A 24036-nucleotide genomic window follows, 5' to 3' on the forward strand; every position below is an offset into this window, starting at 1 on the left:
CCCGAAGGTCCCCCTCTTTGGCCCGTAGGCATTATGCGGTATTAGCCATCGTTTCCAATGGTTATCCCCCACATCAAGGCAATTTCCTAGGCATTACTCACCCGTCCGCCGCTCGACGCCCATTAACGCACCCGAAGGATTGTTAGTGTCGTTTCCGCTCGACTTGCATGTGTTAGGCCTGCCGCCAGCGTTCAATCTGAGCCATGATCAAACTCTTCAATTTAAGATTTTGTGACTCAACGAATACTGACTTCAAAACTAATATTTACCGAAGTAAACATGTAATTCTAAAGCTATTACCATTCCAACAGAATGATAATGAATTGACTGTGCCGAATAACTACAAGTAGTTAAACGTATTGGTCACTCAGTTCATTGAAATCAATTTTGTTACCGAAGTAACTGTTACTACCTAAGTAATAACGTTTTGATATTCATCAACGAGTGCCCACACAGATTGATAGGTTTAAATTGTTAAAGAGCTTTTCCTTTTTGAGCTTCGCTCAAATCGGACGGCCATTTTAGCGATTTAAGTTTTAGTGTCAACCACTATTTTCAAAACTTTTTTCAAGCGCTTAGCTTGGCTAATTTGACCTACTGATTCGTTTTGGTTTCTGTTGAAGCCATCCCGTGTCAGCGAGGTGGCATTATAGAGATTTCGATCACACTGGCAAGCCCTTTTTGAAGTTTTTCTCGTTTTTTTATTCGTTCGATTAAAAAGAACTCAAAACGCCTCAAAAGTAGGCTTTTCTCTTACATCTCTTGCAGTTTCTTAGAGAATAAAGAGACTTTTTCCCAGTTTGTGTACTCAACTTCCTTGGTTGTATCCGTTTCTCCGCCTGTCATATTCATAATGAAGCGAATCATTGTTCTATCGAACCAGTTATAACGTGGGTAATAGAGGGCACCCGCGAATACACCGATCAAAGTTGGCTGCCACGGTGACTTAAGAAGAAACTTCTTAATATAAGCGCTACCTTCAGGGGTATCTTTACCTTGGTCTTCTTTACGAGCCGTTAAGTTAACGCAGAAGAAAGCGACCTTGTTTGATTGTAACTGAGTAAGGTTGGCATCAATGAACTGATATAGCTTCTTATTAAGGTGGCCATAGCGAATAGATGCGCCAATCAATACTCTGTCGTATTGAGCAAAATCGACACTAGTAATAGTGTGCAGATCTTGAAGCTCACATTCGAACTCATTCATTTCTTCTTTTATATAGTTCAAGATTTTCTTGGTCTGCCCTTCACGGCTTGAATACAAAAATAGAGCTTTTGCCACAATGTTGTCCTTAGCTACGCCAAAACGTAGGGGTCAATAAAATTAATAAGGTGAATATCTCTAAACGACCAAACAGCATAGATACGATCAACACCCACTTAGCCTTGTCATTCACATCGCCGAAGTGCATTGCCACTTCACCTAAGCCCGGGCCAAGGTTATTCAATGTTGCGGCTACGGCAGAGAAGGCGCTCAGCTCATCCATACCGGTTGCAATAAGCGCCAACATACAAACCACAAACACCAATGCGTATGCAGAAAAGAATCCCCAAACCGCATCCACGACACGTTGTGGTAATGCAGAACCGCCAACCTTAATGGTATAGACAGCGCGCGGGTGAACAAGACGCTTCATTTCACGAGCACCTTGCAGCGTAAGGAGTAATATTCGGATGACTTTCATACCGCCACCGGTTGAACCTGCACATCCCCCTATAAAAGAAGAGAACAAAAGCAGAACAGGTAAAAATAGCGGCCACTCGGAGAAACCAGTAGTAGTGAAGCCTGCTGTCGTAGATATAGATACAGTTTGGAACAATGCTTGGTCAAAGGCATCGTAATACGAGTCATAAGAGTGATGGTTAAGCAGCAATAAGAAGCATACTAAAAACAGTAGCGCTTGAATAAAGATAAAGGCGCGGAACTCAGGATCTTTCCAATAGTATTTAGGGTGCACACCACCTGAAGCAAAAGCGGCAAAGTGAAGAGAGAAGTTACATGCTGATATAAGCAGGAACACGACGGTAATCATGTTGATCGCCGGGCTATTGAAATAACCCATACTCGCATCGTGAGTCGAGAAACCACCAATCGCAATAGTAGAGAAGCTATGGCTGATCGCATCAAAGAAACTCATCCCTGCTAGCCAGAACGCCACTGCACAAGCAATCGTTAGACTCAAATAGATGTACCACAGTGCTTTTGCCGTTTCAGCAATACGCGGAGTCATCTTACTGTCTTTTACTGGACCTGGAATTTCAGCACGGTACAGCTGCATGCCACCGATGCCCAGTACAGGAAGAATGGCTACTGCCAATACGATGATACCCATACCACCAAACCACTGCAGAAACTGGCGATAAAACAAGATCGCTTTAGGTAAATCATCAAGGCCAACGATCACCGTCGCACCTGTAGTGGTTAATGCAGAGAAAGATTCGAAGAAAGCGTCTGTTACCGAAACGCTCGGGTTATCAGCGATCAAAAACGGTAAAGCACCCGCACTGCCGATTACCGTCCAGAACAAAACAACAATCAAAAAGCCATCACGCGCTTTCAATTCATGCTTATAACGTCGGTTGGGAAACCAGCAAGTTGCTCCACAGAATAAGAGAACGAAGAAAGTCGTCACAAATGGCACACCCGCACCGTCTCGATAGATCAGTGCGACGAGCGCAGGAGCAAGCATTGATACACTAAAAAGTGCTAATAATAATCCGACGATTCGAATAATTGAGCGAAATTGCATGAGCTATTGAACGAAGCGAAATGCTTCACACTTCCTAGTTGTCTTTGACTTTCGTTACCAGTGCCTTAGCACCGCTTTTATTGATCATGGTTTGGGTAAACGAATCTACCTGCAGGAGCTCTATTTCAATAATAAGCTCAACTTGAACACCATAATCCGCTTGGACTTCAACAGCCTGATGCTGAGCCATGATGGATTGTGCTATTGGCACAAAGCCATAGTCTAACTCTAGCCGTAATTTTGTGGTTATTTTTTTCTCGATAGTTTGAAGCAGCTTGAGAGCTTGTTGCACTCCACCACCGTAAGCCTTGACTAAACCACCGGTACCAAGCTTGATTCCACCAGAATAACGAGTGACGACAGCCGTTAACTCTCCAACACCAGACCCAGACAGTTGTGCCAATATGGGCTTACCAGCAGTCCCAGAGGGTTCACCATCGTCACTAAAGCCCCATCGCATTGAATCTTCAGGTCGCCCAGCCACAAAACCCCAACAGTTATGTCGTGCTGAAGAATGCTCTTTTTTTACCTGCTCTACGAACTGTTTAGCAGTTTCTACACTTGGAGTATGAGCAAGATGCGTAATAAAGACGCTCTTTTTTATCTCTTCTTCAAACAGAGCTGACGCTGACGGTATTAAATAGGGCTGTTCATTCATATCGTTAACTTAGTAAATAAGAGCGGAGAAGTGTATCACGCGTGAATAATAAGGGTTAGAGGATCTGTGCCATCGCACAATGTTAAACAATTGTTTAAAAAATGTATTGAAATTAATCTAGCAGAGGTACAGACTAAGATAACTGGTCTTACCAGGTATTCTACAATAATAGAAAGATAACAAGATTCTCTCAAACAATCGTGGATTGTATGTCATGGAGATAGACAATGATTTACCAAGCTAACACCCTACAGGTAAAGGAATTACAAGATGGTATTGCGGAATTAAGCTTCTGTGCTCCAGCCTCTGTAAACAAACTCGACCTTGCTACTTTAGAATCACTAGACAAAGCGTTAGATGCTCTTAATGCTCACGCAGGATTACGTGGTTTAATCTTAACTTCAAACAAAGACGCGTTCATTGTAGGCGCAGACATCACAGAATTCCTTGGCTTATTTGCTAAGCCAGAAGCAGAACTTGATGAATGGTTAAGATTCGCTAATTCAATCTTCAGCAAGCTAGAAGACCTTCCTGTCCCAACTCTTTCAATGATGCGTGGCCATGCCCTTGGCGGCGGCTGTGAATGTGTACTCGCTACCGACTTCCGTATCGGTGACAAGACCACCAGCATAGGTCTACCTGAAACCAAACTTGGCATTATGCCTGGCTTTGGTGGTTGTGTACGCCTGCCTCGTGTTATCGGTGCTGACAGCGCAATGGAAATTATCACTCAAGGCAAAGCATGCCGTGCTGATGAAGCACTAAAAGTTGGCTTGTTAGATGCGATTGTAGAAACAGACCAGCTGTTAGAGTCGGCAATCAACACCGTATCTCTGGCTGCCAATGAAAAACTAGACTGGCAGTTACGCCGTAAACAGAAAACATCAGCATTGTCGCTTAGCAAACTAGAAGCGATGATGAGCTTTACCATGGCTAAGGGCTTAGTCGCTCAAAAAGCCGGACCTCATTATCCAGCGCCAATCACTTCTGTGATTGCAATTGAAGAAGCGGCACGAAGCGATCGTGATGCTGCACTCGATATCGAACGTAAGCACTTCGTCAAGCTAGCGAAATCAGAAGAAGCTAAAGCACTAGTCGGCTTATTCCTAAATGACCAATACATCAAAGGCCTAGCGAAGCAAGCGGGTAAGTCAGCAAACAAAGCAACTGAACGTGCTGCGGTACTTGGCGCAGGCATCATGGGCGGCGGTATTGCTTACCAATCAGCGTTAAAAGGCGTGCCAGTGATGATGAAAGACATCGCACAGGCGTCTCTTGACCTTGGTATGAACGAAGCTTCTAAGCTGTTGAATAAACGCTTATCACGCGGTCGCCTAGATGGATTCAAGATGGCAGACATTCTGTCTTCTATTACTCCAAGTCTGCATTATGCAGGTGTTGAACAATCAGATGTGATTGTGGAAGCGGTTGTAGAAAATCCTAAAGTAAAAGCAGCAGTGCTGAGTGAAGTTGAAGGTCTCGTGGGTGAAGACACCGTTCTTACATCAAACACCTCAACGATTCCGATCAACCTGTTAGCGAAATCTTTGAAGCGCCCAGAAAACTTCTGTGGCATGCACTTCTTTAACCCAGTGCATCGCATGCCTTTGGTTGAGATCATCCGTGGCGAGCATACTTCAGAAGAAACCATTAATCGCGTAGTCGCTTACGCAGCGAAGATGGGCAAATCCCCTATAGTTGTTAACGACTGCCCAGGCTTCTTCGTAAACCGTGTACTTTTCCCTTACTTTGGCGGTTTCAGCATGTTGCTACGTGACGGTGCTGATTTCACTAAGATCGATAAAGTGATGGAGCGTAAGTTCGGTTGGCCAATGGGCCCAGCTTACTTGCTAGACGTTGTGGGTCTAGACACAGCACACCACGCACAAGCTGTAATGGCACAAGGTTTCCCTGAGCGTATGGGTAAAGAAGGTCGTGATGCGATCGACGCACTTTACGTTGCTGAAAAATACGGTCAGAAGAACGGCAGCGGTTTCTACACATACAGCGTAGACAAACGCGGTCGTCCTAAGAAGACCTTCTCTGAAGACATTCTTCCTATCTTGGCTGACGTATGCCAACAGCCGCAAGACTTTGATGACCAAACAATTATCCAGCGCGTGATGATTCCAATGATCAACGAAGTGGTGCTTTGTCTAGAAGAAGGCATTATCGCGACACCGCAAGAAGCGGATATGGCACTGGTTTACGGTTTAGGCTTCCCTCCATTCAGAGGCGGCGTATTCCGCTACTTAGACAGTGTGGGCATTGGTAACTTCGTTGAAATGGCGAAAGGCTACCAAGACTTAGGTGCAATGTACCAAGTTCCTCAGCTATTGCTTGATATGGCAGCGAAGGGCGAAAGCTTTTACGACAGCCAACAAGCCAGTTCTCTGTAACCCACATTTGGAAAAGGAATAGCAAAATGAAAAATGTAGTTGTTGTTGATTGCCTTCGTACCCCAATGGGACGTTCCAAAGGTGGAGCTTTCCGTCACACTCGTGCTGAAGATCTGTCGGCACATTTGATGAAAGGCATTTTAGAGCGCAACCCAGAAGTAAACCCTGTCGAAATTGAAGATATTTACTGGGGTTGTGTACAACAAACGCTAGAGCAAGGCTTCAACGTTGCACGTAACGCTGCCTTGCTTGCTGGTCTACCGATTGAGATTGGTGCGGTGACGGTCAACCGTTTATGTGGTTCATCTATGCAAGCTCTGCATGATGCAACTCGCTCTATCATGGTTGGTGATGCTGAAATCTGCCTGATCGGTGGTGTGGAGCACATGGGCCACGTACCAATGAACCACGGTGTTGATTTTCACCCTGGCATGTCGAAACACGTAGCGAAAGCTGCCGGTATGATGGGCCTAACCGCTGAGATGCTAGGTAAAATGCACGGTATTAGCCGTGAAGACCAAGATGCATTCGCAGCACGCTCACATGCTCGCGCTCAAGCAGCAACAGTTGAAGGTCGTTTCAAAAATGAAATCCTGCCAACCGAAGCTCACGCAGCAGACGGTTCACTGTTCACTCTGGATTACGATGAAGTCATTCGCCCAGAAACTACGGTTGAAGGCTTATCTCAGCTTCGCCCGGTATTTGACCCAGCAAACGGTACAGTAACAGCAGGTACTTCATCAGCACTGTCTGATGGTGCTTCTGCAATGCTTATCATGAGCGAAGAGAAAGCCAACGCACTTGGCCTTAAGATTCGTGCTCGCGTGAAGTCGATGGCTATCGCAGGCTGCGATCCTTCAATCATGGGTTACGGCCCAGTACCAGCAACCCAAAAAGCACTAAAACGTGCGGGCCTAACCATTGAAGATATGGGTGTAATTGAGCTAAACGAAGCGTTTGCCGCTCAATCTCTTCCATGTGCGAAAGACCTAGGTCTACTGGATGTGGTTGATGAGAAAGTAAACCTTAACGGCGGTGCGATTGCTCTTGGTCACCCACTAGGCTGTTCTGGTTCTCGTATCTCGACGACCCTAATCAACCTGATGGAAGCACAAGATGTGAAATACGGCTTAGCGACCATGTGTATTGGTTTAGGCCAAGGTATTGCAACGGTATTTGAACGCCCATAGCGATCACTGACGGTAATACTTGAAGGGTAATCTTTTGTGCAGCTATATTTATATAGCTGCACTTTTTATTACTCGACATCCAATAATACATAGATTCGTTCAGCGAACTTAGCGAAAGAAAATCACTACTTACATCTATGCGCAAAACGCATAGATTCAATGTTGATGTTTCATTATTTTTTCTCGGATGATTCAACTAAAGTTACTTCAGTTTCCTAATATTCCTCCACGGAGCAGATCATGTTTAAAGCACTTGTACTAAACCAAGAAGACAAAAAAACTATCGCGTCAGTTTCTCAAATTGAAGAGTCTCAATTACCAGAAGGTAACGTGAAGATTGATGTTAGCTACTCTTCTTTGAACTACAAAGATGGTTTGGCGATTACAGGTAAAGGGCGCATTGTTCGCAACTTCCCTATGGTTCCGGGTATCGACCTTTCTGGTGTGGTTTCACAATCTGATGACCCACGCTACAAAGCGGGCGACGAAGTTGTTCTAACGGGTTGGGGTGTTGGTGAAGGTCACTGGGGCGGCATGGCTGAGAAAGCAAGCCTAAACGGTGATTGGTTAGTACCAATGCCTGCAGGTCTTGACGCTAAGAAAGTAATGGCGATTGGCACAGCTGGTTTCACTGCGATGCTTTGTGTGCAAGCTATCGTAGATGCAGGCATCAAACCTGAAGACGGTGAAATCCTAGTAACAGGCGCAAGTGGCGGTGTAGGCAGTGTATCTATCACTCTACTAAACCAACTGGGTTACAAAGTCGCAGCAGTTACTGGCCGTGCTTCTGTAAACGGTGAACTACTTAAATCATTAGGCGCGACACGTATTGTAGAGCGTGCTGAACTAGAAGAACCAGCGAAACCACTAGAGAAACAACTGTGGGCTGGCGCTATCGATACCGTAGGCAGCAAAGTGCTTGCGAAGGTATTGGCGCAAATTAATTACAACGGTGCAGTTGCGATGTGTGGTCTAGCAGGCGGTTTTGACTTACCAACAACGGTAATGCCATTCATTCTGCGTAACGTTCGCCTACAAGGTGTGGATTCAGTAATGTGCCCTCGTGAAAAACGTATTAAAGCGTGGGAGCAACTGGCTGAGCTACTACCAGAATCTTTCTACGCTCAAGCAACCAAAGAAGTGCCTTTAGACGGTGCAATTCAAGCCGCAGAAGACATCACTAACGGTCAAATCACTGGTCGCATAGTCATTAAACTATAGATTCTCAATCACAAAGTTATCAAACCTTAAGCGCCAGCGTTAGGCTTGGATAACCCAAAACAACAAAGGGCTGATTTATATCAGCCCTTTTGCGTTTTTGTCATTTGGGTCGAGTGAATCTAAACCAAGTCTTAGCTAACCCAAGCCGACATCGGCAATTCGCTTTTGAATCAACTCACCACATTCCTCTTTGACCACTCTTCTCAACCATTGTTGTGAAGCAGAAGAGTCGCAACGCGAGTGCCAGATCAGTGAGTAATCAAACGGCATAAACTCGAATGGCAGCGGCTTGACGACTAAGTCATAACGCTCAGCGACCAAATAAGCCAAATCAGCAGGTACAGTGATCACCAACGGCATTCTATCAACAATCGCCAATGCGGCTTCAAGGTGATAAGCACGCAACACCATTTTTCGAGGCTGTTGATTAGCTAACGCGTTGTCTAATAAAGCCTTAACACCATCACTGATCGCAATCATCGCATGCGGGAGTGATACATAGTCTTCAAGGCTTAAAGGCTGGTCCGCCAATGGATGGTTTTTAGATAACAGACACGACACACCAACCGGCCCCAAGACCTCTTGATGAAGTGGTGCAATGCTGCCACTCGGACGACAGATCGCCATATCAACGCGTTCGGTGCTGAGTTGCTTAAACAAATGTTCATGCTGCAGCGGTGCAAACTCCAAAGAGATGTTCGGCGCTTGCTCATAAATCTTCGGTAGTGCATAAGGTAGGATGGTTTGCATCGCGTAGTCAGTGGTCGCAATCAGGAAGCGCTCACTGCAGTAGTAGGGGTCAAAATCACTCGGGCTAAGTAATTGGCGGAATGATTCTAAAGGCTGATCAATGCGTTGGCTGATCTCAAGTGCTTTTTTGGTGGGGATAAGGTGCTGACCTTGTCGCGTAAACAAGGGATCGTTGAGTAACTCTCTTAAGCGCCCTAATACTCGGCTGGTTGCCGACTGACTTAAGTTAAGACGAATCGCGGCCTGGCTAACACTACCCTCTTCAATCAATACCTTTAAAGCGACCAATAAATTCAGGTCTCTACGATAGATGTCTTCTAATTCCACACCACTTACCTAGCTGTATACGATTGTCATTGATCACTAAGTTGTTTATAGCATGCTTTAGATAAAAAAAATCCCGCAATTACGCGGGGAAGCCCAAGAAAATCTGGGGATAGTGTCGGAATGTTGTCGTATCGGAATTTGCTTGTTGTATTCGGGTTAGTGCTCTCGCTCTTCGGCTATACCTTGCCAACGGCGCATCTCCACCCAAATACCAATAATCGTTGCTACTATGCCAAAAATAGGCATCAGTGAGGTCTCTGTCGATGAACGTAGTACTAACGCACAAAAAGAAATAAAACAGAGAACCGAATAAATTGTTAATCTATCTAATCCTGTCAACATCGCCACTCCTTAGCTAGTTGCCTTTGTTTCAAGTTGTTATCAACTTGTTAACTAAGTTATAGGAAATGATTCTGTTTGCCAAGCACTTATTGCATATTTTTTCTGCAGACGTATTATTCACTCGTTAGATAGATATAGAGATACAAACCATGACATTCAAACCTGAACTGGCAACCCATACTTTAGAAGCTGAAGGCCTGCGTTGCCCAGAACCAGTAATGATGGTCAGGAAGACAATTAGAAACATGCAGGATGGCGATGTGTTACTGGTAAAGGCTGACGATCCTTCGACAACTCGAGATATTCCGAGCTTTTGTCGATTCATGGATCACCAGTTGGTAGGCCAAGCAACAGAAACGTTGCCTTACCAGTATTTGATCAGAAAGGGATTGGAGGCGTAGCGCCCCACCGACTATCAAGTATCAAAAAAGCCGCTGGTACCTTATGTTCTTAAATAGAACTCAGTGTACCAGCGGCTTTTTGTTTATTCGCTTCTAGACTTGTTTTGCAGATGCTCCAGCTGATGCTGAATTTCTCGGATATCTTTGCGCATCGGAATAATATGCGCAACCCGAATCCAAGCCTCTACCGCAAGCGCAGTCATGATGATGGCACCCGCGACCATTGGTAGCCACATGTCCGTCAACACCATGCCTAATAGTGTAAGTGCAAGACCAAAGGTAAATAGATAACTTTGGCTTTGTGGAGTAATACCCATATAACGCGTCAACATAATCATGCCCTCGTGTTCTTAACTCACAAGATTAAAATATCATGACAAGTATGACAGTTATATGTCCGTTCGCTCGATAAACCCCACAATACTGTAAGAGTATGACCTACAACACATTACTCTACTAATTGAGTATAATTAGCCTCAATACCACCTATTAATAGAAAGCCGCAGCAATAGCCAAACCAACGAACAACAAGGCCGTGATCTTGCGAATCAGGTCAAGCGGCATCTTGTCTGCCGACAATTTACCGATGATCACCACAGGCACATTCGCCAATAACATACCAATGGTAGTACCCAGAATCACCCACGCTAATGCATCCGCATATTGAGCCCCTAGGATAGAGGTCGCAATCTGGGTTTTATCACCGATCTCAGCAATAAAGAAAGCGATAAAACTGGCGACAAACGGGCCTCGGTTTGAGATCTGTTCATCGTCATCTAACTTATCCGGAATCAGAATCCACCCCGCCATCGCAATGAAACTGACCACCAACACCCACTTTAAGACTTCAGGAGATAAGTAATCTGCGACCACAACCCCGAGCCATGCTGCAAGGGCATGATTGGCAATGGTGGCAAAGAAGATAGCCGCGATGATAGGTATCGGCTTGCGATATCGACTGGCTAATAAAAGAGATAACAACTGAGTCTTATCACCGATCTCGGCTAAGGCGACAGTTGTAATTGAAATTGCTAAAACGCTCACGACATGCTCATTTGGGATGGAGATTATTATATTTAACCAAAGACAAACCTCGCGCCCCATCCCGGTTCACGATGCTTGTCTAAGGTCTTGCTAAGCGCCACCAAGGTGGTGGTTGCCTCGAACGCCATGATGATTTTGCATCAATTATGTTGACGGACGAACTCATTCAATAGGATATGAATAAGTAAGCTACTCCCCAAAGACCGCGAGATTTTAATCACCCACGCTTTCAAACACAAGTGTCAAACTTATCAAAATATCCACTTGTGCCGAAAAACAAACATTAAAGGCAAAAAAATCCACTAAACGACATTTTAGACCACTAATTAAACAAGATTACCCCTACTCGCTTTACCAATATCTCGGTATACTCAGAGGTTATTTTTATCATTCATTTAAAAGAATCGCGCGAACCTGACTATGCAAAAATACGATATCAAAACCTTCCAGGGAATGATCCTCGCGCTGCAGGATTACTGGGCTCAAAACGGTTGTACCATTGTTCAACCTCTAGATATGGAAGTAGGTGCAGGCACCTCTCACCCAATGACATGTCTACGAGCACTTGGCCCAGAGCCAATGTCTACAGCTTACGTTCAACCTTCTCGTCGTCCGACCGATGGCCGTTACGGTGAAAACCCTAACCGTCTGCAGCACTACTACCAATTCCAAGTAGCGCTAAAACCATCGCCAGACAATATCCAAGAGTTGTACCTAGGCTCCCTAGAGGTTCTTGGTGTTGACCCACTTGTTCACGACATTCGCTTCGTTGAAGATAACTGGGAAAACCCAACACTAGGCGCATGGGGCCTTGGTTGGGAAGTATGGCTAAACGGCATGGAAGTAACACAGTTTACTTACTTCCAACAGGTTGGCGGCCTTGAGTGTAAACCTGTAACAGGTGAGATCACTTACGGTATCGAGCGTCTAGCAATGTACATCCAGGAAGTAGATTCTGTTTACGACCTAGTATGGAACGTAGCACCAGACGGTTCTAACGTGACTTACGGTGACATCTTCCACCAAAACGAAGTTGAGCAATCAACCTACAACTTCGAGCACGCAGACGTAGATTTCTTATTCACTTTCTTCGATCAGTGCGAGAAAGAGTGTAAAGAGCTACTTGAGCTTGAGAAGCCACTTCCGCTTCCAGCTTACGAGCGCATTCTAAAAGCAGGTCACGCATTCAACATCCTTGATGCGCGCAAAGCTATCTCTGTAACAGAGCGTCAACGTTACATCCTTCGTATCCGCAACCTGACTAAATCAGTTGCTGAGGCGTACTACGCGTCACGTGAAGCGCTTGGCTTCCCAATGTGTAAGAAGGACAAATAATCATGGCGAAGAATTTTCTAATTGAACTGGGTACGGAAGAGCTTCCACCAACAGCACTTCGTTCTCTAGCAGAAGCCTTTGCTTCTAACTTTGAAGCAGGTCTTAAAACGGCTGAGCTTTCTCACGAAGGCATCAAGTGGTACGCAGCACCTCGTCGTCTAGCACTTAAAGTAACAGCACTGGCTGAAGGCCAAGCGGACAAAGTCGTTGAAAAACGTGGTCCTGCTGTTTCTGTAGCATTCGATGCAGAAGGCAACGCGACTAAAGCAGCACAAGGTTGGGCTCGTGGTAACGGTATTACTGTTGAGCAAGCTGACCGTCTGAAAACAGACAAAGGCGAGTGGCTTCTTTTCAAACAAGAAGTAACTGGCAAACCTGTTCAAGAATTGGTGATGGACATCGCTGCGAAAGCACTAGCTGGCCTACCAATCCCTAAAGCAATGCGCTGGGGTAACTCAGACATTCAATTTATCCGTCCAGTGAAAACACTGACAGTACTACTAGGTGATGAGCTTGTTGAAGGCGAAATCCTAGGCGTAGCATCTGCTCGTACTATCCGTGGCCACCGTTTCATGGGCGAACAAGAGTTCACAATCGATTCTGCTGACCAATACCCTGCGATCCTAGAAGAGCGCGGTAAAGTAATGGCGGATTACGAAGCGCGTAAAGCAATCATCCTTGCTGACTCTCAAAAAGCGGCAGCAGCGGTTGGCGGTAAAGCTGACCTAGAAGATGACCTTGTTGAAGAAGTAACGTCTCTGGTTGAATGGCCAGTAGTACTTACAGCGAAGTTTGAAGAAGAGTTCCTAAAAGTACCTTCTGAAGCTTTGGTTTACACCATGAAAGGTGACCAAAAGTACTTCCCTGTTTACGATGAAAACAAGAAGCTACTTCCTAACTTTATCTTCGTATCAAACATCGAGTCTAAAGAGCCTCGTCACGTTATCGAAGGTAACGAGAAAGTTGTACGTCCACGTCTTGCTGATGCTGAATTCTTCTTCAACACAGACCGTAAGCGTCCGCTGATCGACCGTCTTGCTGAGTTAGACCAAGCTATCTTCCAGAAGCAGCTGGGTACTATCAAAGATAAAACAGACCGCATCACAGAACTTGCTGGCTACATCGCTGAGCAAATCGATGCTGACGTTGAGAAGTCTAAGCGCGCAGGCCTACTGGCTAAGTGTGACCTAATGACATCTATGGTATTCGAATTCACGGATACACAAGGTGTAATGGGCATGCACTACGCAACTCACGATGGTGAAGACGAGCAAGTTGCACTAGCACTTTACGAGCAGTACATGCCTCGTTTCGCTGGTGACGACCTACCAAGCACTGGTATCTCTTCTGCAGTTGCAATGGCAGAAAAACTAGACACTATCGTAGGTATCTTCGGTATTGGCCAAGCACCAAAAGGTTCTGACCCATTCGCTCTACGTCGTGCATCACTAGGTGTACTACGTATCATCGTTGAAAACGGCTACAACCTAGACCTAACGGATCTGATCGGTAAAGCGAAAGAGCTACTAGGCGACAAGCTGACTAACGAAAACGTAGAAGCTGACGTTATCGACTTCATGCTAGGTCGTTTCCGCGCATGGTACCAAGATGCTGGTTTCAGCGTTGATATCATCCAAGCGGTACTAGCACGTCGTCCAACTAAGCCAGCTGACTTTGACCAACGTGTTAAAGCGGTTTCTCACTTCCGTGAACTGGAAGCAGCAGAAGCACTAGCAGCAGCGAACAAGCGTGTAGGTAACATCCTTGCGAAATTCGATGGCGAGCTACCAGCTGAAATCGACCTAACGCTTCTTCAAGAAGACGCAGAGAAAGCACTGGCTGAAAACGTTGAAGTAATGACGGAAGCACTAGAACCAGCATTCGCGACAGGCAACTACCAAGAAGCCCTAAGTAAGCTTGCTGATCTACGTGAACCGGTTGATGCATTCTTCGATAACGTAATGGTTATGGCTGATGACGAAGCGCTTCAGAAGAACCGTCTAACGCTACTGAACAACCTACGTAACCTGTTCCTACAGATTGCTGACATCTCTCTACTGCAAAAATAAGCACGAGTGAGACAGTTGCTCTCAGTCATACTCTGAGCAACCAAAGGTAAATACCCAAAGGGAAGCGAAAGCTTCCCTTTTTGTTTTTGTGAACCAAGCATTTGTTTGTAGAGGTGTTATTGATTAACTGAATGAATCAGCACTCAGACTGTAGAGGGCATTGTTTGCTATAACTGACCTGTTTATTCAGGGGAAGGGAACAATGAAAAAAACAGTACTCGCGCTTTCAATACTCGCACTCAGCGCATGCAGCCAAACCAGTGATGACAGCTTATTGCTGACGATTGATAATGACACTGTCGTATTTGAATCAACAGGTAAAGGTACCGTGATTGCAGAACAGGAACTCGCTAAAGGTAGCTATACCTTCTCTATCGGCGATACTCAAAATACCTGTGGTACCAACTTTGCGCTGGCTGAAGAGAGCCGCATCAAATTCAATAAGCCCCTTCGCCTAGACGACTGCGTCGATAAATCTGAAATTAATATTAAGGTCTTTCGCGCTAACACCTATCAATTTACGCTCAACCCACAGACCAATGAACTCACGGTTCAGGTAAAGCCAAAGCAGAAGCAAGTACAAAGCTTTGCCTGTCCAGTACCCAGTGACCAACCAACCACCATAGATGTTACTCAAACCTTTGATGATGGCACCGTGGTAAGAGACGCTCTTTCAGGCAAACAAGTCACAGTGACTAATGGCAGCGTCACCATGCAACCTGCAGAAAACAGCCAAGGTGTTCTGCTGCTGGAGAGAGTAGAACCAGAAACCAAGGCTGACTTTAGTTGGGACAACGCTACGGTCTACTTCGTCATGACCGACCGTTTCCACAACGGCAACCCTGATAACGACAACAGCTATGGTCGCAGCCAAGACGGACAAGACGAAATCGGCACCTTCCACGGTGGTGACTTGGCAGGCTTAACCGAAAAACTCGATTACATAAAATCACTCGGTGCTAATGCTATCTGGATAACGTCTCCGTTAGAGCAAATTCACGGCTGGGTTGGCGGCGGTGATCGCGGTGATTTCAAACATTATGGCTACCATGGTTACTACCACCAAGATTGGACCAAGCTTGATGACAACATGGGTACCGAAGACGAGCTGAAAACCTTCATCGATACCGCGCACAGCAAAGGCATTCGTGTTGTTTGGGACGTGGTAATGAACCACACGGGATACGCGACGCTTGCCGACATGCAAGAGTTCGACTTCGGCAAACTCAACCTTACCGATGAACAAGCTAAACAAACGCTTGGCGAAAACTGGACGGACTGGCAACCAGAAGCTGGCCAGAACTGGCACTACTTCAACAACTACATATCTTACAGCGACAAAGAAGCGTGGGAAAAGTGGTGGGGCAAAGCTTGGTTACGCAGCGACATTGGTGCTTATGACTCTCCGGGTTACAACAACCTCACCATGTCTTTGGCACACCTGCCCGACTTTAAAACAGAATCGACAGAGACAACCGGGCTGCCTAATTTCTATCGCAACAAGTCCACCAGCGCCACGAATGAACTCCAAACCCCTCGTGAACATCTCATCACTTGGTTGTCTGACTGGGTACGTGAATATGGCGTTGATGGTTTTAGGGTCGATACCGCCAAGCACGTTGAGTTAGATGCGTGGGCAGAGCTTAAAGAGAGCACTAACCAAGCGCTTGCCGAGTGGAAGCGAAACAACCCAGACAAGGCCTTGGATGACTTACCTTTCTGGATGACTGGCGAAGTATGGGCACACAGCGTGGTCAAATCAGATTACTTCGCTAACGGATTTGATTCGATCATCAACTTTGAATTCCAGAGTGATATCGCACCTAAGGCACTTAAGTGCCTATCCGATCTCGATGCTGATTACCTCCGCTACGCAGACAAGATCAATAGTGACAGCGAGTTCAACGTGTTGAGTTACCTTTCGTCTCACGACACCTCGCTATTCTGGACACAACACGGCAGTGACTTTGCAAAACAAACCAAAGCTGCAAACGCGTTGATGCTGACTCCCGGTGCAGTGCAGATCTATTACGGTGATGAGATTGCACGAGATTTTGGCCCAACAGGCTCCGACCCAATGCAGGGCACCCGTTCAGACATGCCTTGGGATCAAATCACAGGCGAACGAGCGCAGCTGTTAGAACACTGGCAAACCCTTGGCCAATTCCGCCAACGTCACCCTGCCGTTGCCCAAGGTAAGCACATCATCCGCAACAGCAAGGGCTACTATGCGTTCGAACGACAATACCAAGATGACAAGGTGTTGGTTGTGTATACAGGTTCGAAGTAAACACGCACGGTTATCAAACGACATAAATTAAAAGGGAAGCTTCGGCTTCCCTTTTTTGATCACCAAAAGCGCGTTCAATAAGCAAGCTGTCACTCATTAGCCAAACTTTATAGAAGTTTTTTTCGTGTTAGAGCATTTGGCGCTATGCGTCGCAAAAACATTGCGGTATGTTCAAGGAATACACTGATGGCAGACATAAGGCCTGCCTTAATGACACATAACAAGCAATCACAATGAATTAGGTAAAATAAGTAATGCAGTTCTCTAAGTTTGGCGAAAAGTTTAATCGATACTCTGGAATCACTCGTTTAATGGATGATTTGAATGATGGTCTGCGCACTCCTGGCGCTATCATGCTCGGTGGTGGTAACCCAGCCGCTATCCCAACCATGCTCGATTACTTTAACCAAGCCAGTGCCGACATGCTCGCCAGTGGAGAACTCATCGCCGCCCTCGCCAACTACGATGGCCCGCAGGGTAAAGACAGCTTCATTAAGTCATTAGCTGCAATGCTAAAAGAGACTTATGGCTGGGACATCAGCGAGAAGAACATCAGCCTAACTAACGGCAGTCAAAGCGGCTTCTTTTATCTATTCAACCTACTAGCAGGCCAACAGCCTGACGGCTCACATAAGAAGATCTTGCTGCCGATCGCACCGGAATACATCGGTTACGGTGATGCAGGCATTGATGACGACATCTTTATCTCTTACCACCCAGAGATCGAGCTGCTAGAAAACCGACAGTTCAAATACCACGTCGATTTTGAACAACTCAAGGTAGATGACTCAGTCGCGGCTATCTGTGCGTCTCGCCCCACCAATCCAACCGGTAACGTACTGACAGATGAGGAAGTACGTAAACTGGATAAGCTCGCGCGTGAGAACAACATCCCGCTACTGATCGACAACGCTTATGGCCTACCGTTTCCAAACATCATTTTTGAAGATGTCGAACCGTTCTGGAATGAAAACACGATTCTGTGCATGAGCCTGTCTAAACTTGGTTTGCCGGGTGTGCGTTGCGGTATCGTAATTGCGAGCGAAGAAGTCACCCAAGCGCTAACCAACATGAATGGCATCATCAGCTTAGCGCCAAGCAGTGTTGGGCCTGCAATCGCCAACCACATGATTGAGAACGGTGACCTACTGCGCTTGAGCAGTGAAGTGATTAAGCCTTTCTATAAAGAGAAATCTTTACGTGCAGTAGAACTACTACAAGACGCTATCGATGACCCACGCTTCCGTATCCATAAACCTGAAGGCGCTATCTTCTTATGGTTATGGTTTGATGAGCTACCAATCACCACCATGGAACTGTACGACCGCCTTAAAGCTCGCGGCGTATTGATTGTTCCGGGCGAATACTTCTTTATCGGCCAAGAAGATGAGTGGGATCATGCTCACCAGTGCTTACGCATGAACTACGTACAAGATGATGAAGCGATGCAGAAAGGTATTGCGATCATTGCTGAAGAAGTGAAAAAGGCTTACAGCGAAAGCAAATAGAGATTCCCTACTCGGTCGTTCCTCCCTCTATGGAATGACACTGATAAGACAAACAAAAAGAGCACCTCATGAGGTGCTCTTTCACTTTTACTTCCCGATAATTTTTAGCTCTAAGGAGCTAACAGTAATTAACCTTCTAGTAGGCTATTACCGTTGATAGCAATCTTACGTGGTTGCATCGCTTCTGGGATTTCGCGTTCTAGGTCGATGTGAAGAAGACCATTTTCCATGCTTGCTCCTACTACTTTTACGTAGTCAGCCAGTTGGAATTTGCGCTCGAAATCGCGCTCTGCAATACCTTGATATACGAAGGTTTTCTCTGCTTCTGCTTTACGCTCACCTTTCACAATTAGCATGTTCTCTTTCTGAGTCAAATCTAATTGGTCATCAGCAAAACCAGCAACGGCCATAGTAATACGGTAGTTGTTCTCGTCTTTTTGCTCGATGTTGTATGGAGGGTAACCGCCAGAAGAGTTCTTCGATGTGTTCGCTTCCATCATATTGAATAGACGATCAAAGCCGATTGCGTTGCGGTAAAGTGGAGTGAAATCTACAGTTCTCATAATGCTATCCTTTTAGTAAGCAATAGTCTTAGCTGCGAATTTTACTTAGATCGAACCTGTGTGTGACCCAGTAAACAGCTAAGAGATTCAATTCGCATTCCTCGGGTTTCACCTCTATTGGCAACAACGCTGGGACATGACAATGAATCAATTTTTAAGTTGTGTGCTGCTAAAGTTATCCTCTGTTGAGCGATACTTCGTCAGCGGTAATGAAGGTTCTGTTTCTTCTCTTGTAGAGCAAGACAGTCATCCTCTTCACAACTAGATATGTGGATTGAGCAAATCAGTTTCAAGCATCTATTTTCAATTATTTTTCCAATCCAATATTTTTCAATCACTTAAAAACAAAAAAGACCGTCATTTCTGACAGTCTTTTCAATAAGATATTGAGTTTTTTGAGACGAAGCTATTTCGTTTTAGTTCAAGGAAGAGGCGCGGAGCATACGAATGTATGTGAGCACCTCTGACACAGAAATTAAGCGAAAGAGCGAAGTATCAAAGGTACTAAACGTCTAGGTTTGCTACTTTCAATGCATTCTCTTCGATAAAGTTACGACGCGGTTCTACTTGGTCGCCCATCAACGTTGTAAACAACAGATCAGCACCAACAGCATCTTCAATCGTTACTTGCATCATACGACGAGTTTCAGGATCCATTGTCGTTTCCCAAAGCTGATCCGGGTTCATCTCACCTAGACCTTTGTATCGCTGTAGGCTTAGACCACGACGAGACTCTTTCACTAACCAGTTCAGAGCATCAACGAAGCTAGAAACTTCTTGAGTACGCTCACCACGCTTAATGTAAGCGCCTTCTTCAATCAAGCCATCAAGTGCTTCAGAAAGATCCGCTAGCTTACCAAACTCTTTAGAGTTAATAAGATCGATGCTCAGTAGATGTTCATGAGTCACACCATGAGTACGAACCACAATCTTAGGAACGCTTAAGCCTAGCTCTTCGTGTTTTTCAACTTCAAGGCTGTATTGGCTCGCACCTACTTCTTTCGCGTTTAGCTGCTCAACAAGCTGCTTACCCCAAGCTTCAACTGCCGCATCATCATGACACTGCTCAGCCGTTAGACGAGGAACGTAAATCAGTTCGTGAACCAATGCACGTGGGTAACGGCGGCTCATACGATCAACAAGCTTGATGCCTGCATTGTATTGCTGAACAAGCTTCTCTAAACCTTCACCTGCAAATGCTGGCGCTTCAGGGTTAACGTGCAGTTCTGCATTGTCTAGAGCCAAAGATACTTGATACTGGTTCATTGCATCTTCATCTTTAATATACTGCTCTTGCTTACCCTTCTTCACCTTGTAAAGTGGCGGTTGAGCAATGTAGATGTAGCCACGTTCAATCAGCTCTGGCATTTGACGGTAGAAGAACGTCAGTAGCAGAGTACGGATGTGAGAACCATCGACATCGGCATCGGTCATGATGATGATGTTGTGGTAACGCAGTTTATCTGGGTTGTATTCGTCACGGCCAATACCACAACCAAGAGCTGTGATTAGCGTTGCTACTTCTTGAGAAGACAGCATTTTATCGAAACGTGCTTTCTCTACGTTAAGGATTTTACCTTTCAGCGGTAGGATTGCTTGGTTCTTACGGTTACGACCCTGCTTAGCTGAACCGCCAGCAGAGTCTCCTTCCACAATATATAGTTCAGACAGTGCAGGATCTTTTTCCTGACAGTCAGCAAGCTTACCTGGAAGACCCGCTAAATCTAATGCGCCTTTACGACGAGTCATTTCACGAGCTTTACGCGCTGCATCACGAGCACGTGCTGCATCAATAATTTTAGAACAAACTGTTTTCGCTTCACCTGGGTTCTCAATCAGGAACTCAGACAACTTCTCACCCATTGTAGATTCAACGGCAGACTTCACTTCTGAAGAAACCAGCTTATCTTTAGTTTGGCTTGAGAACTTAGGATCAGGCACTTTAACAGAAACAATCGCTGTCAAACCTTCACGAGCATCATCACCAGAGGTCGCAGTCTTCGCTTTCTTAGAGAAGCCTTCCTTGTCCATGAAGCTGTTCAGAGTACGCGTTAGCGCCGCACGGAAACCAGCTAAGTGAGCACCACCATCGCGTTGAGGGATGTTGTTGGTGAAACAGTAGATATTTTCTTGGTAGCCGTCATTCCACTGCATCGCAACTTCAACGGTAATACCGTCTTCACGCTCAGAGTTGAAGTGGAAGATTTTTTGGATGATTGGCGTTTTGTTGGTATTAAGGTGCTCAACAAACGCTTGGATACCGCCTTCGTATTCGAAGTGATCCATTTTGTCTTCTTCGCGCTCATCAATTAGCTTAATTGATACACCTGAGTTCAAGAATGATAGCTCACGTAGACGCTTAGCTAAAATGTCGTAATGGAACTCGATGTTAGTGAAGGTTTCTTCACTCGGCCAGAAACGAATCTCTGTACCTGTTTTATCCGTGTCACCGATAACCGCTAGTGGCGCTTGAGGCTCACCGTGGCTGTAGGTTTGAGTGTGGATTTTGCCACCACGGTGGATAGTAAGAGTAACTTGCTTAGAAAGTGCGTTAACTACTGAAACACCAACACCGTGCAGACCACCAGATACCTTGTACGAGTTATCATCGAACTTACCACCAGCGTGAAGAACCGTCATGATTACTTCTGCTGCTGATACGTTTTCTTCTGGGTGCAATTCTGTTGGAATACCACGGCCGTCATCGCTTACAGACACAGAACTATCTTCATGGATAGTTACAATGATGTCATTACAGTGACCAGCTAGCGCTTCATCAATAGAGTTATCTACCACCTCAAAAACCATGTGGTGCAGACCGGTACCATCATCCGTGTCGCCAATGTACATTCCAGGACGCTTACGTACCGCATCCAGACCCTTCAGTACTTTAATACTCGATGAATCGTAATTATCTGACATAGTTACTCTCTGACTAATTATCCTTGCTCTATTTTGCCATGTTCCACATGAAACATCCTGCTATTTTCGTCATGCATATCTGCAATCTGATCAGCGGTAATAGAGCTTACAAAAACTTGAGCCTGGGTCGCCTTCAAACACTCAGCAAGACGTGCTCGGCGTTGGCTATCTAATTCGGAAGCGAAGTCATCTATTAAATAGATGCACTGCTTACCTGTCATTTGAGTGAGGTGTTGCCCTTGTGCTACTCGTAGCGCGCACACCATCAACTTCAATTGACCTCGTGACAAGACATCTTCCACTGGAGTGCCGTTCACTTTTATCTTCAGATCCGCTTTGTTGGGTCCACTAAAGGTGTAACCAAGTTGCTGATCCCTTTCAAAATTCTTTTCTAATATCTCGGCGTATGGGGTGTCTTTGTCCCAGCCACGATAATAGTTAATCTTTATCTCAAACTCAGGAAGGAAGGTCGCACAGATCTCTTCGGCGACTTCTTTGAGCTGATCAACGTAGGTGGCACGCCACTGACTGATGCTTTCAGCTAAACGGGCCAGTTCTTGGTCCCAATAGCTCAGCTCTCGATAGTGGGTTGCCGTTTTCAATAAGGCGTTTCGCTGCTTATTGAGGCGCTTTACCCTGCCCCACGCATCATAAAAGCCCGACTCACTGTGGAAGACTCCCCAATCAATGAATGCTCGGCGATGCTTAGGTCCATCTGTCAGTAAATCAAACCCTTCGGGGTGAATCAACTGCAAAGGTAATACTTGAGCTAACTGAGCCAACTTTTGCCCAGTTTGACCGCTTATTTTAACCTCTGTCGTGCCATCGCGCTGCTTATTAATGCCAATTGGCAGCTCAAATTGATCCGAGGTCATAAAACGGCCGTGTACAAACAGCTCACTACACTCGTTTTGTATGATACGACCGGTAAGTGAACTCTTGAATGAGCGACCGTGTCCGAGCAGATACACCGCTTCAAGGACGCTGGTTTTGCCGCTTCCGTTAGCCCCTATAAGAAAGTTAAAGCCTGATGACGGTTGAATGTCACAGGCTTCAATATTTCTAAACTGCTTAACGATTAAGCGCGATAAAGGCATAACGTCTTCATATTAATCTTCAATCACGACTCGGTAGGTCAACATGGGGCAGCTTATAAGCGAATTGGCATAACAACGTACATCGCGCTGTCATCTTGTGCGTTCTCAATAAGAGCACTCGCATTGGCGTCTGACATTGAGATACGAACCTGTTCACAACGCAGTGTGTTCAGAACATCCAATACGTAGCTTACGTTAAAGCCAATCTCTAGAGCATCACCGTCGAAGTTAACATCGAGTACTTCTTCTGCTTCTTCTTGCTCTGGGTTGTTCGCGGTAATACGCATCTCGCTATCCGCAAGATTAACGCGAACACCACGGAATTTTTCATTCGATAGAATCGCAGCACGAGAAAATGCTGAACGTAATTCATCACAGCCAGCTTCAAGTGTCTTGGTGGTATTTTGCGGCATTACGCGGCGATAATCAGGGAAACGACCATCTACTAGCTTAGAAGTGAAGACATAGTTGTTCACTTCCGCACGCACGTTAGAGTTACCGATTTGTAGTGTTACTGGCTGTTCAGGTGCATCCAATAGCTTCACTAGCTCTTGCACACCTTTACGAGGAACAATGATCTGCTTCTGAGCAAAATCCGCCCCCAGTTGTGCTTGAGATACTGCCATACGGTGACCATCGGTCGCCACGCTGCGCAGGATAGAGCCTTCAATCTCAAACAACATACCGTTGAGGTAGTAACGAACATCTTGGTTCGCCATTGAGAATTGCGCTTTCTCGATAAGACCGCGAAGTTCAGCTTGTGTCACTGACACTTCAACTTCACTGCTCCAGTCTTCAATATTAGGAAAATCTGCCGCAGGTAATGTTGCTAATGAGAAGCGGCTACGACCAGAGCGAACCTGAATACGGTCACCATCCAATACCACAGTGATCACTGAGTTATCTGGTAATCCACGGCAGATATCTAGGAATTTACGTGAAGGTACGGTAATGCTGCCCGCTTCGAAATCACCTTCAAGCGTTACACGGCTGATCAGTTCAACTTCTAGATCCGTCGCTGTCATCGACAACACGTTATCTTCTACTTTAATCAGTAGGTTTCCTAGAATTGGAAGCGTTGGCCTGCCACCGAGTGCGCCAGATACTTGTTGTAATGGCTTAATCAGGTGACTACGTTCAATGGTAAATTTCATATCTTGCTCTTACGGTC

The 24036-nt window shown here is 45.6% G+C and carries 20 protein-coding genes and 1 rRNA gene; 9 read left to right on the plus strand and 12 right to left on the minus strand.

Translation table 11 applies throughout. The features are described 5' to 3' along the window. From CWO08_RS20010 to CWO08_RS20025, 4 genes are all read right to left on the minus strand, one after another. A 16S ribosomal RNA gene (locus tag CWO08_RS20010) occupies positions 1-223 on the minus strand; the annotation flags it as partial. Positions 224-753: 530 nt separating this feature from the next. Next, positions 754-1281, minus strand: coding sequence for a menaquinone-dependent protoporphyrinogen IX dehydrogenase (gene hemG / locus CWO08_RS20015; protein WP_048657781.1), 528 nt, complete (start codon positions 1279-1281; stop codon positions 754-756). Between the two features lie 10 nt (positions 1282-1291). Continuing rightward, on the minus strand, positions 1292-2749 hold the full coding sequence (locus tag CWO08_RS20020) for a TrkH family potassium uptake protein (RefSeq protein ID WP_048657784.1): 1458 nt from the start codon (positions 2747-2749) through the stop codon (positions 1292-1294). 34 nt (positions 2750-2783) lie between these two features. After that, complete coding sequence (locus CWO08_RS20025; RefSeq protein ID WP_102480821.1) at positions 2784-3407, minus strand: YigZ family protein; 624 nt, start codon at positions 3405-3407, stop codon at positions 2784-2786. 227 nt (positions 3408-3634) lie between these two features. Here CWO08_RS20025 and fadB point away from each other — a divergent pair, with 227 nt between their 5' ends. From fadB to CWO08_RS20040, 3 genes are all read left to right on the plus strand, one after another. Beyond that, the gene (fadB, locus tag CWO08_RS20030; RefSeq protein WP_102480822.1) at positions 3635-5806 is read left to right on the plus strand and encodes a fatty acid oxidation complex subunit alpha FadB; all 2172 of its coding nucleotides are present in this window, start codon (positions 3635-3637) and stop codon (positions 5804-5806) included. 26 nt (positions 5807-5832) lie between these two features. After that, the gene (gene fadA / locus CWO08_RS20035) at positions 5833-6996 is read left to right on the plus strand and encodes an acetyl-CoA C-acyltransferase FadA (RefSeq protein WP_017058821.1); all 1164 of its coding nucleotides are present in this window, start codon (positions 5833-5835) and stop codon (positions 6994-6996) included. A gap of 240 nt (positions 6997-7236) precedes the next feature. Then, entirely contained in the window at positions 7237-8217 is a 981-nt protein-coding gene (locus CWO08_RS20040) for an MDR family oxidoreductase (RefSeq protein WP_108020972.1), read from the plus strand. A 135-nt stretch (positions 8218-8352) separates the two neighbouring features. Here the strand turns inward: CWO08_RS20040 and CWO08_RS20045 are convergent, their stop codons facing one another. Continuing rightward, on the minus strand, positions 8353-9294 hold the full coding sequence (locus CWO08_RS20045) for a LysR family transcriptional regulator (protein ID WP_048657790.1): 942 nt from the start codon (positions 9292-9294) through the stop codon (positions 8353-8355). Between the two features lie 156 nt (positions 9295-9450). Continuing rightward, complete coding sequence (locus tag CWO08_RS20050) at positions 9451-9636, minus strand: hypothetical protein (protein WP_048657791.1); 186 nt, start codon at positions 9634-9636, stop codon at positions 9451-9453. A 149-nt stretch (positions 9637-9785) separates the two neighbouring features. Here CWO08_RS20050 and tusA point away from each other — a divergent pair, with 149 nt between their 5' ends. Next, positions 9786-10037, plus strand: a complete 252-nt coding sequence (gene tusA, locus CWO08_RS20055; RefSeq protein ID WP_004736675.1) for a sulfurtransferase TusA — start codon at positions 9786-9788, stop codon at positions 10035-10037. Between the two features lie 83 nt (positions 10038-10120). Here the strand turns inward: tusA and CWO08_RS20060 are convergent, their stop codons facing one another. Together CWO08_RS20060 and CWO08_RS20065 are read right to left on the minus strand one after the other, a co-directional pair. Then, complete coding sequence (locus CWO08_RS20060) at positions 10121-10375, minus strand: hypothetical protein (protein ID WP_017058818.1); 255 nt, start codon at positions 10373-10375, stop codon at positions 10121-10123. A gap of 151 nt (positions 10376-10526) precedes the next feature. After that, entirely contained in the window at positions 10527-11081 is a 555-nt protein-coding gene (locus CWO08_RS20065; RefSeq protein ID WP_017058817.1) for a TMEM165/GDT1 family protein, read from the minus strand. 420 nt (positions 11082-11501) lie between these two features. Here CWO08_RS20065 and glyQ point away from each other — a divergent pair, with 420 nt between their 5' ends. The 4 genes from glyQ (at position 11502) to CWO08_RS20085 (ending at position 18283) form a co-directional block, all read left to right on the plus strand. Beyond that, on the plus strand, positions 11502-12416 hold the full coding sequence (gene glyQ, locus CWO08_RS20070) for a glycine--tRNA ligase subunit alpha (RefSeq protein WP_017632669.1): 915 nt from the start codon (positions 11502-11504) through the stop codon (positions 12414-12416). A gap of 2 nt (positions 12417-12418) precedes the next feature. After that, positions 12419-14485 carry a glycine--tRNA ligase subunit beta gene (gene glyS, locus CWO08_RS20075; protein WP_108020973.1) on the plus strand — a complete coding sequence of 689 codons (2067 nt, stop codon included), beginning with the start codon at positions 12419-12421 and terminating at the stop codon, positions 14483-14485. Positions 14486-14687: 202 nt separating this feature from the next. Next, positions 14688-16775, plus strand: a complete 2088-nt coding sequence (locus tag CWO08_RS20080) for an alpha-amylase (RefSeq protein ID WP_108020974.1) — start codon at positions 14688-14690, stop codon at positions 16773-16775. A gap of 254 nt (positions 16776-17029) precedes the next feature. After that, on the plus strand, positions 17030-18283 hold the full coding sequence (locus CWO08_RS20085) for a valine--pyruvate transaminase (protein ID WP_108020975.1): 1254 nt from the start codon (positions 17030-17032) through the stop codon (positions 18281-18283). Between the two features lie 128 nt (positions 18284-18411). On the opposite strand, the gene CWO08_RS20090 is transcribed toward CWO08_RS20085, so the two are convergent. Next, complete coding sequence (locus CWO08_RS20090; protein ID WP_009848140.1) at positions 18412-18846, minus strand: Hsp20 family protein; 435 nt, start codon at positions 18844-18846, stop codon at positions 18412-18414. Between the two features lie 142 nt (positions 18847-18988). Here CWO08_RS20090 and CWO08_RS24300 point away from each other — a divergent pair, with 142 nt between their 5' ends. Continuing rightward, the gene (locus CWO08_RS24300) at positions 18989-19111 is read left to right on the plus strand and encodes a hypothetical protein (protein WP_258185402.1); all 123 of its coding nucleotides are present in this window, start codon (positions 18989-18991) and stop codon (positions 19109-19111) included. A 239-nt stretch (positions 19112-19350) separates the two neighbouring features. On the opposite strand, the gene gyrB is transcribed toward CWO08_RS24300, so the two are convergent. From gyrB to dnaN, 3 genes are read right to left on the minus strand one after another with little or no spacing between them, the layout of a single operon-like run. Next, entirely contained in the window at positions 19351-21768 is a 2418-nt protein-coding gene (gene gyrB / locus CWO08_RS20095) for a DNA topoisomerase (ATP-hydrolyzing) subunit B (RefSeq protein ID WP_017058811.1), read from the minus strand. Positions 21769-21785: 17 nt separating this feature from the next. Next, the gene (gene recF, locus CWO08_RS20100; protein WP_019825571.1) at positions 21786-22865 is read right to left on the minus strand and encodes a DNA replication/repair protein RecF; all 1080 of its coding nucleotides are present in this window, start codon (positions 22863-22865) and stop codon (positions 21786-21788) included. A gap of 53 nt (positions 22866-22918) precedes the next feature. Further along, the gene (dnaN, locus tag CWO08_RS20105; RefSeq protein ID WP_108020976.1) at positions 22919-24019 is read right to left on the minus strand and encodes a DNA polymerase III subunit beta; all 1101 of its coding nucleotides are present in this window, start codon (positions 24017-24019) and stop codon (positions 22919-22921) included. Between the last annotated feature and the right edge of the window lie 17 nt (positions 24020-24036).

Origin of the sequence: Vibrio sp. 10N.286.48.B8 (genome assembly GCF_003050085.1) — a bacterium.
Lineage (GTDB): Bacteria > Pseudomonadota > Gammaproteobacteria > Enterobacterales > Vibrionaceae > Vibrio > Vibrio crassostreae.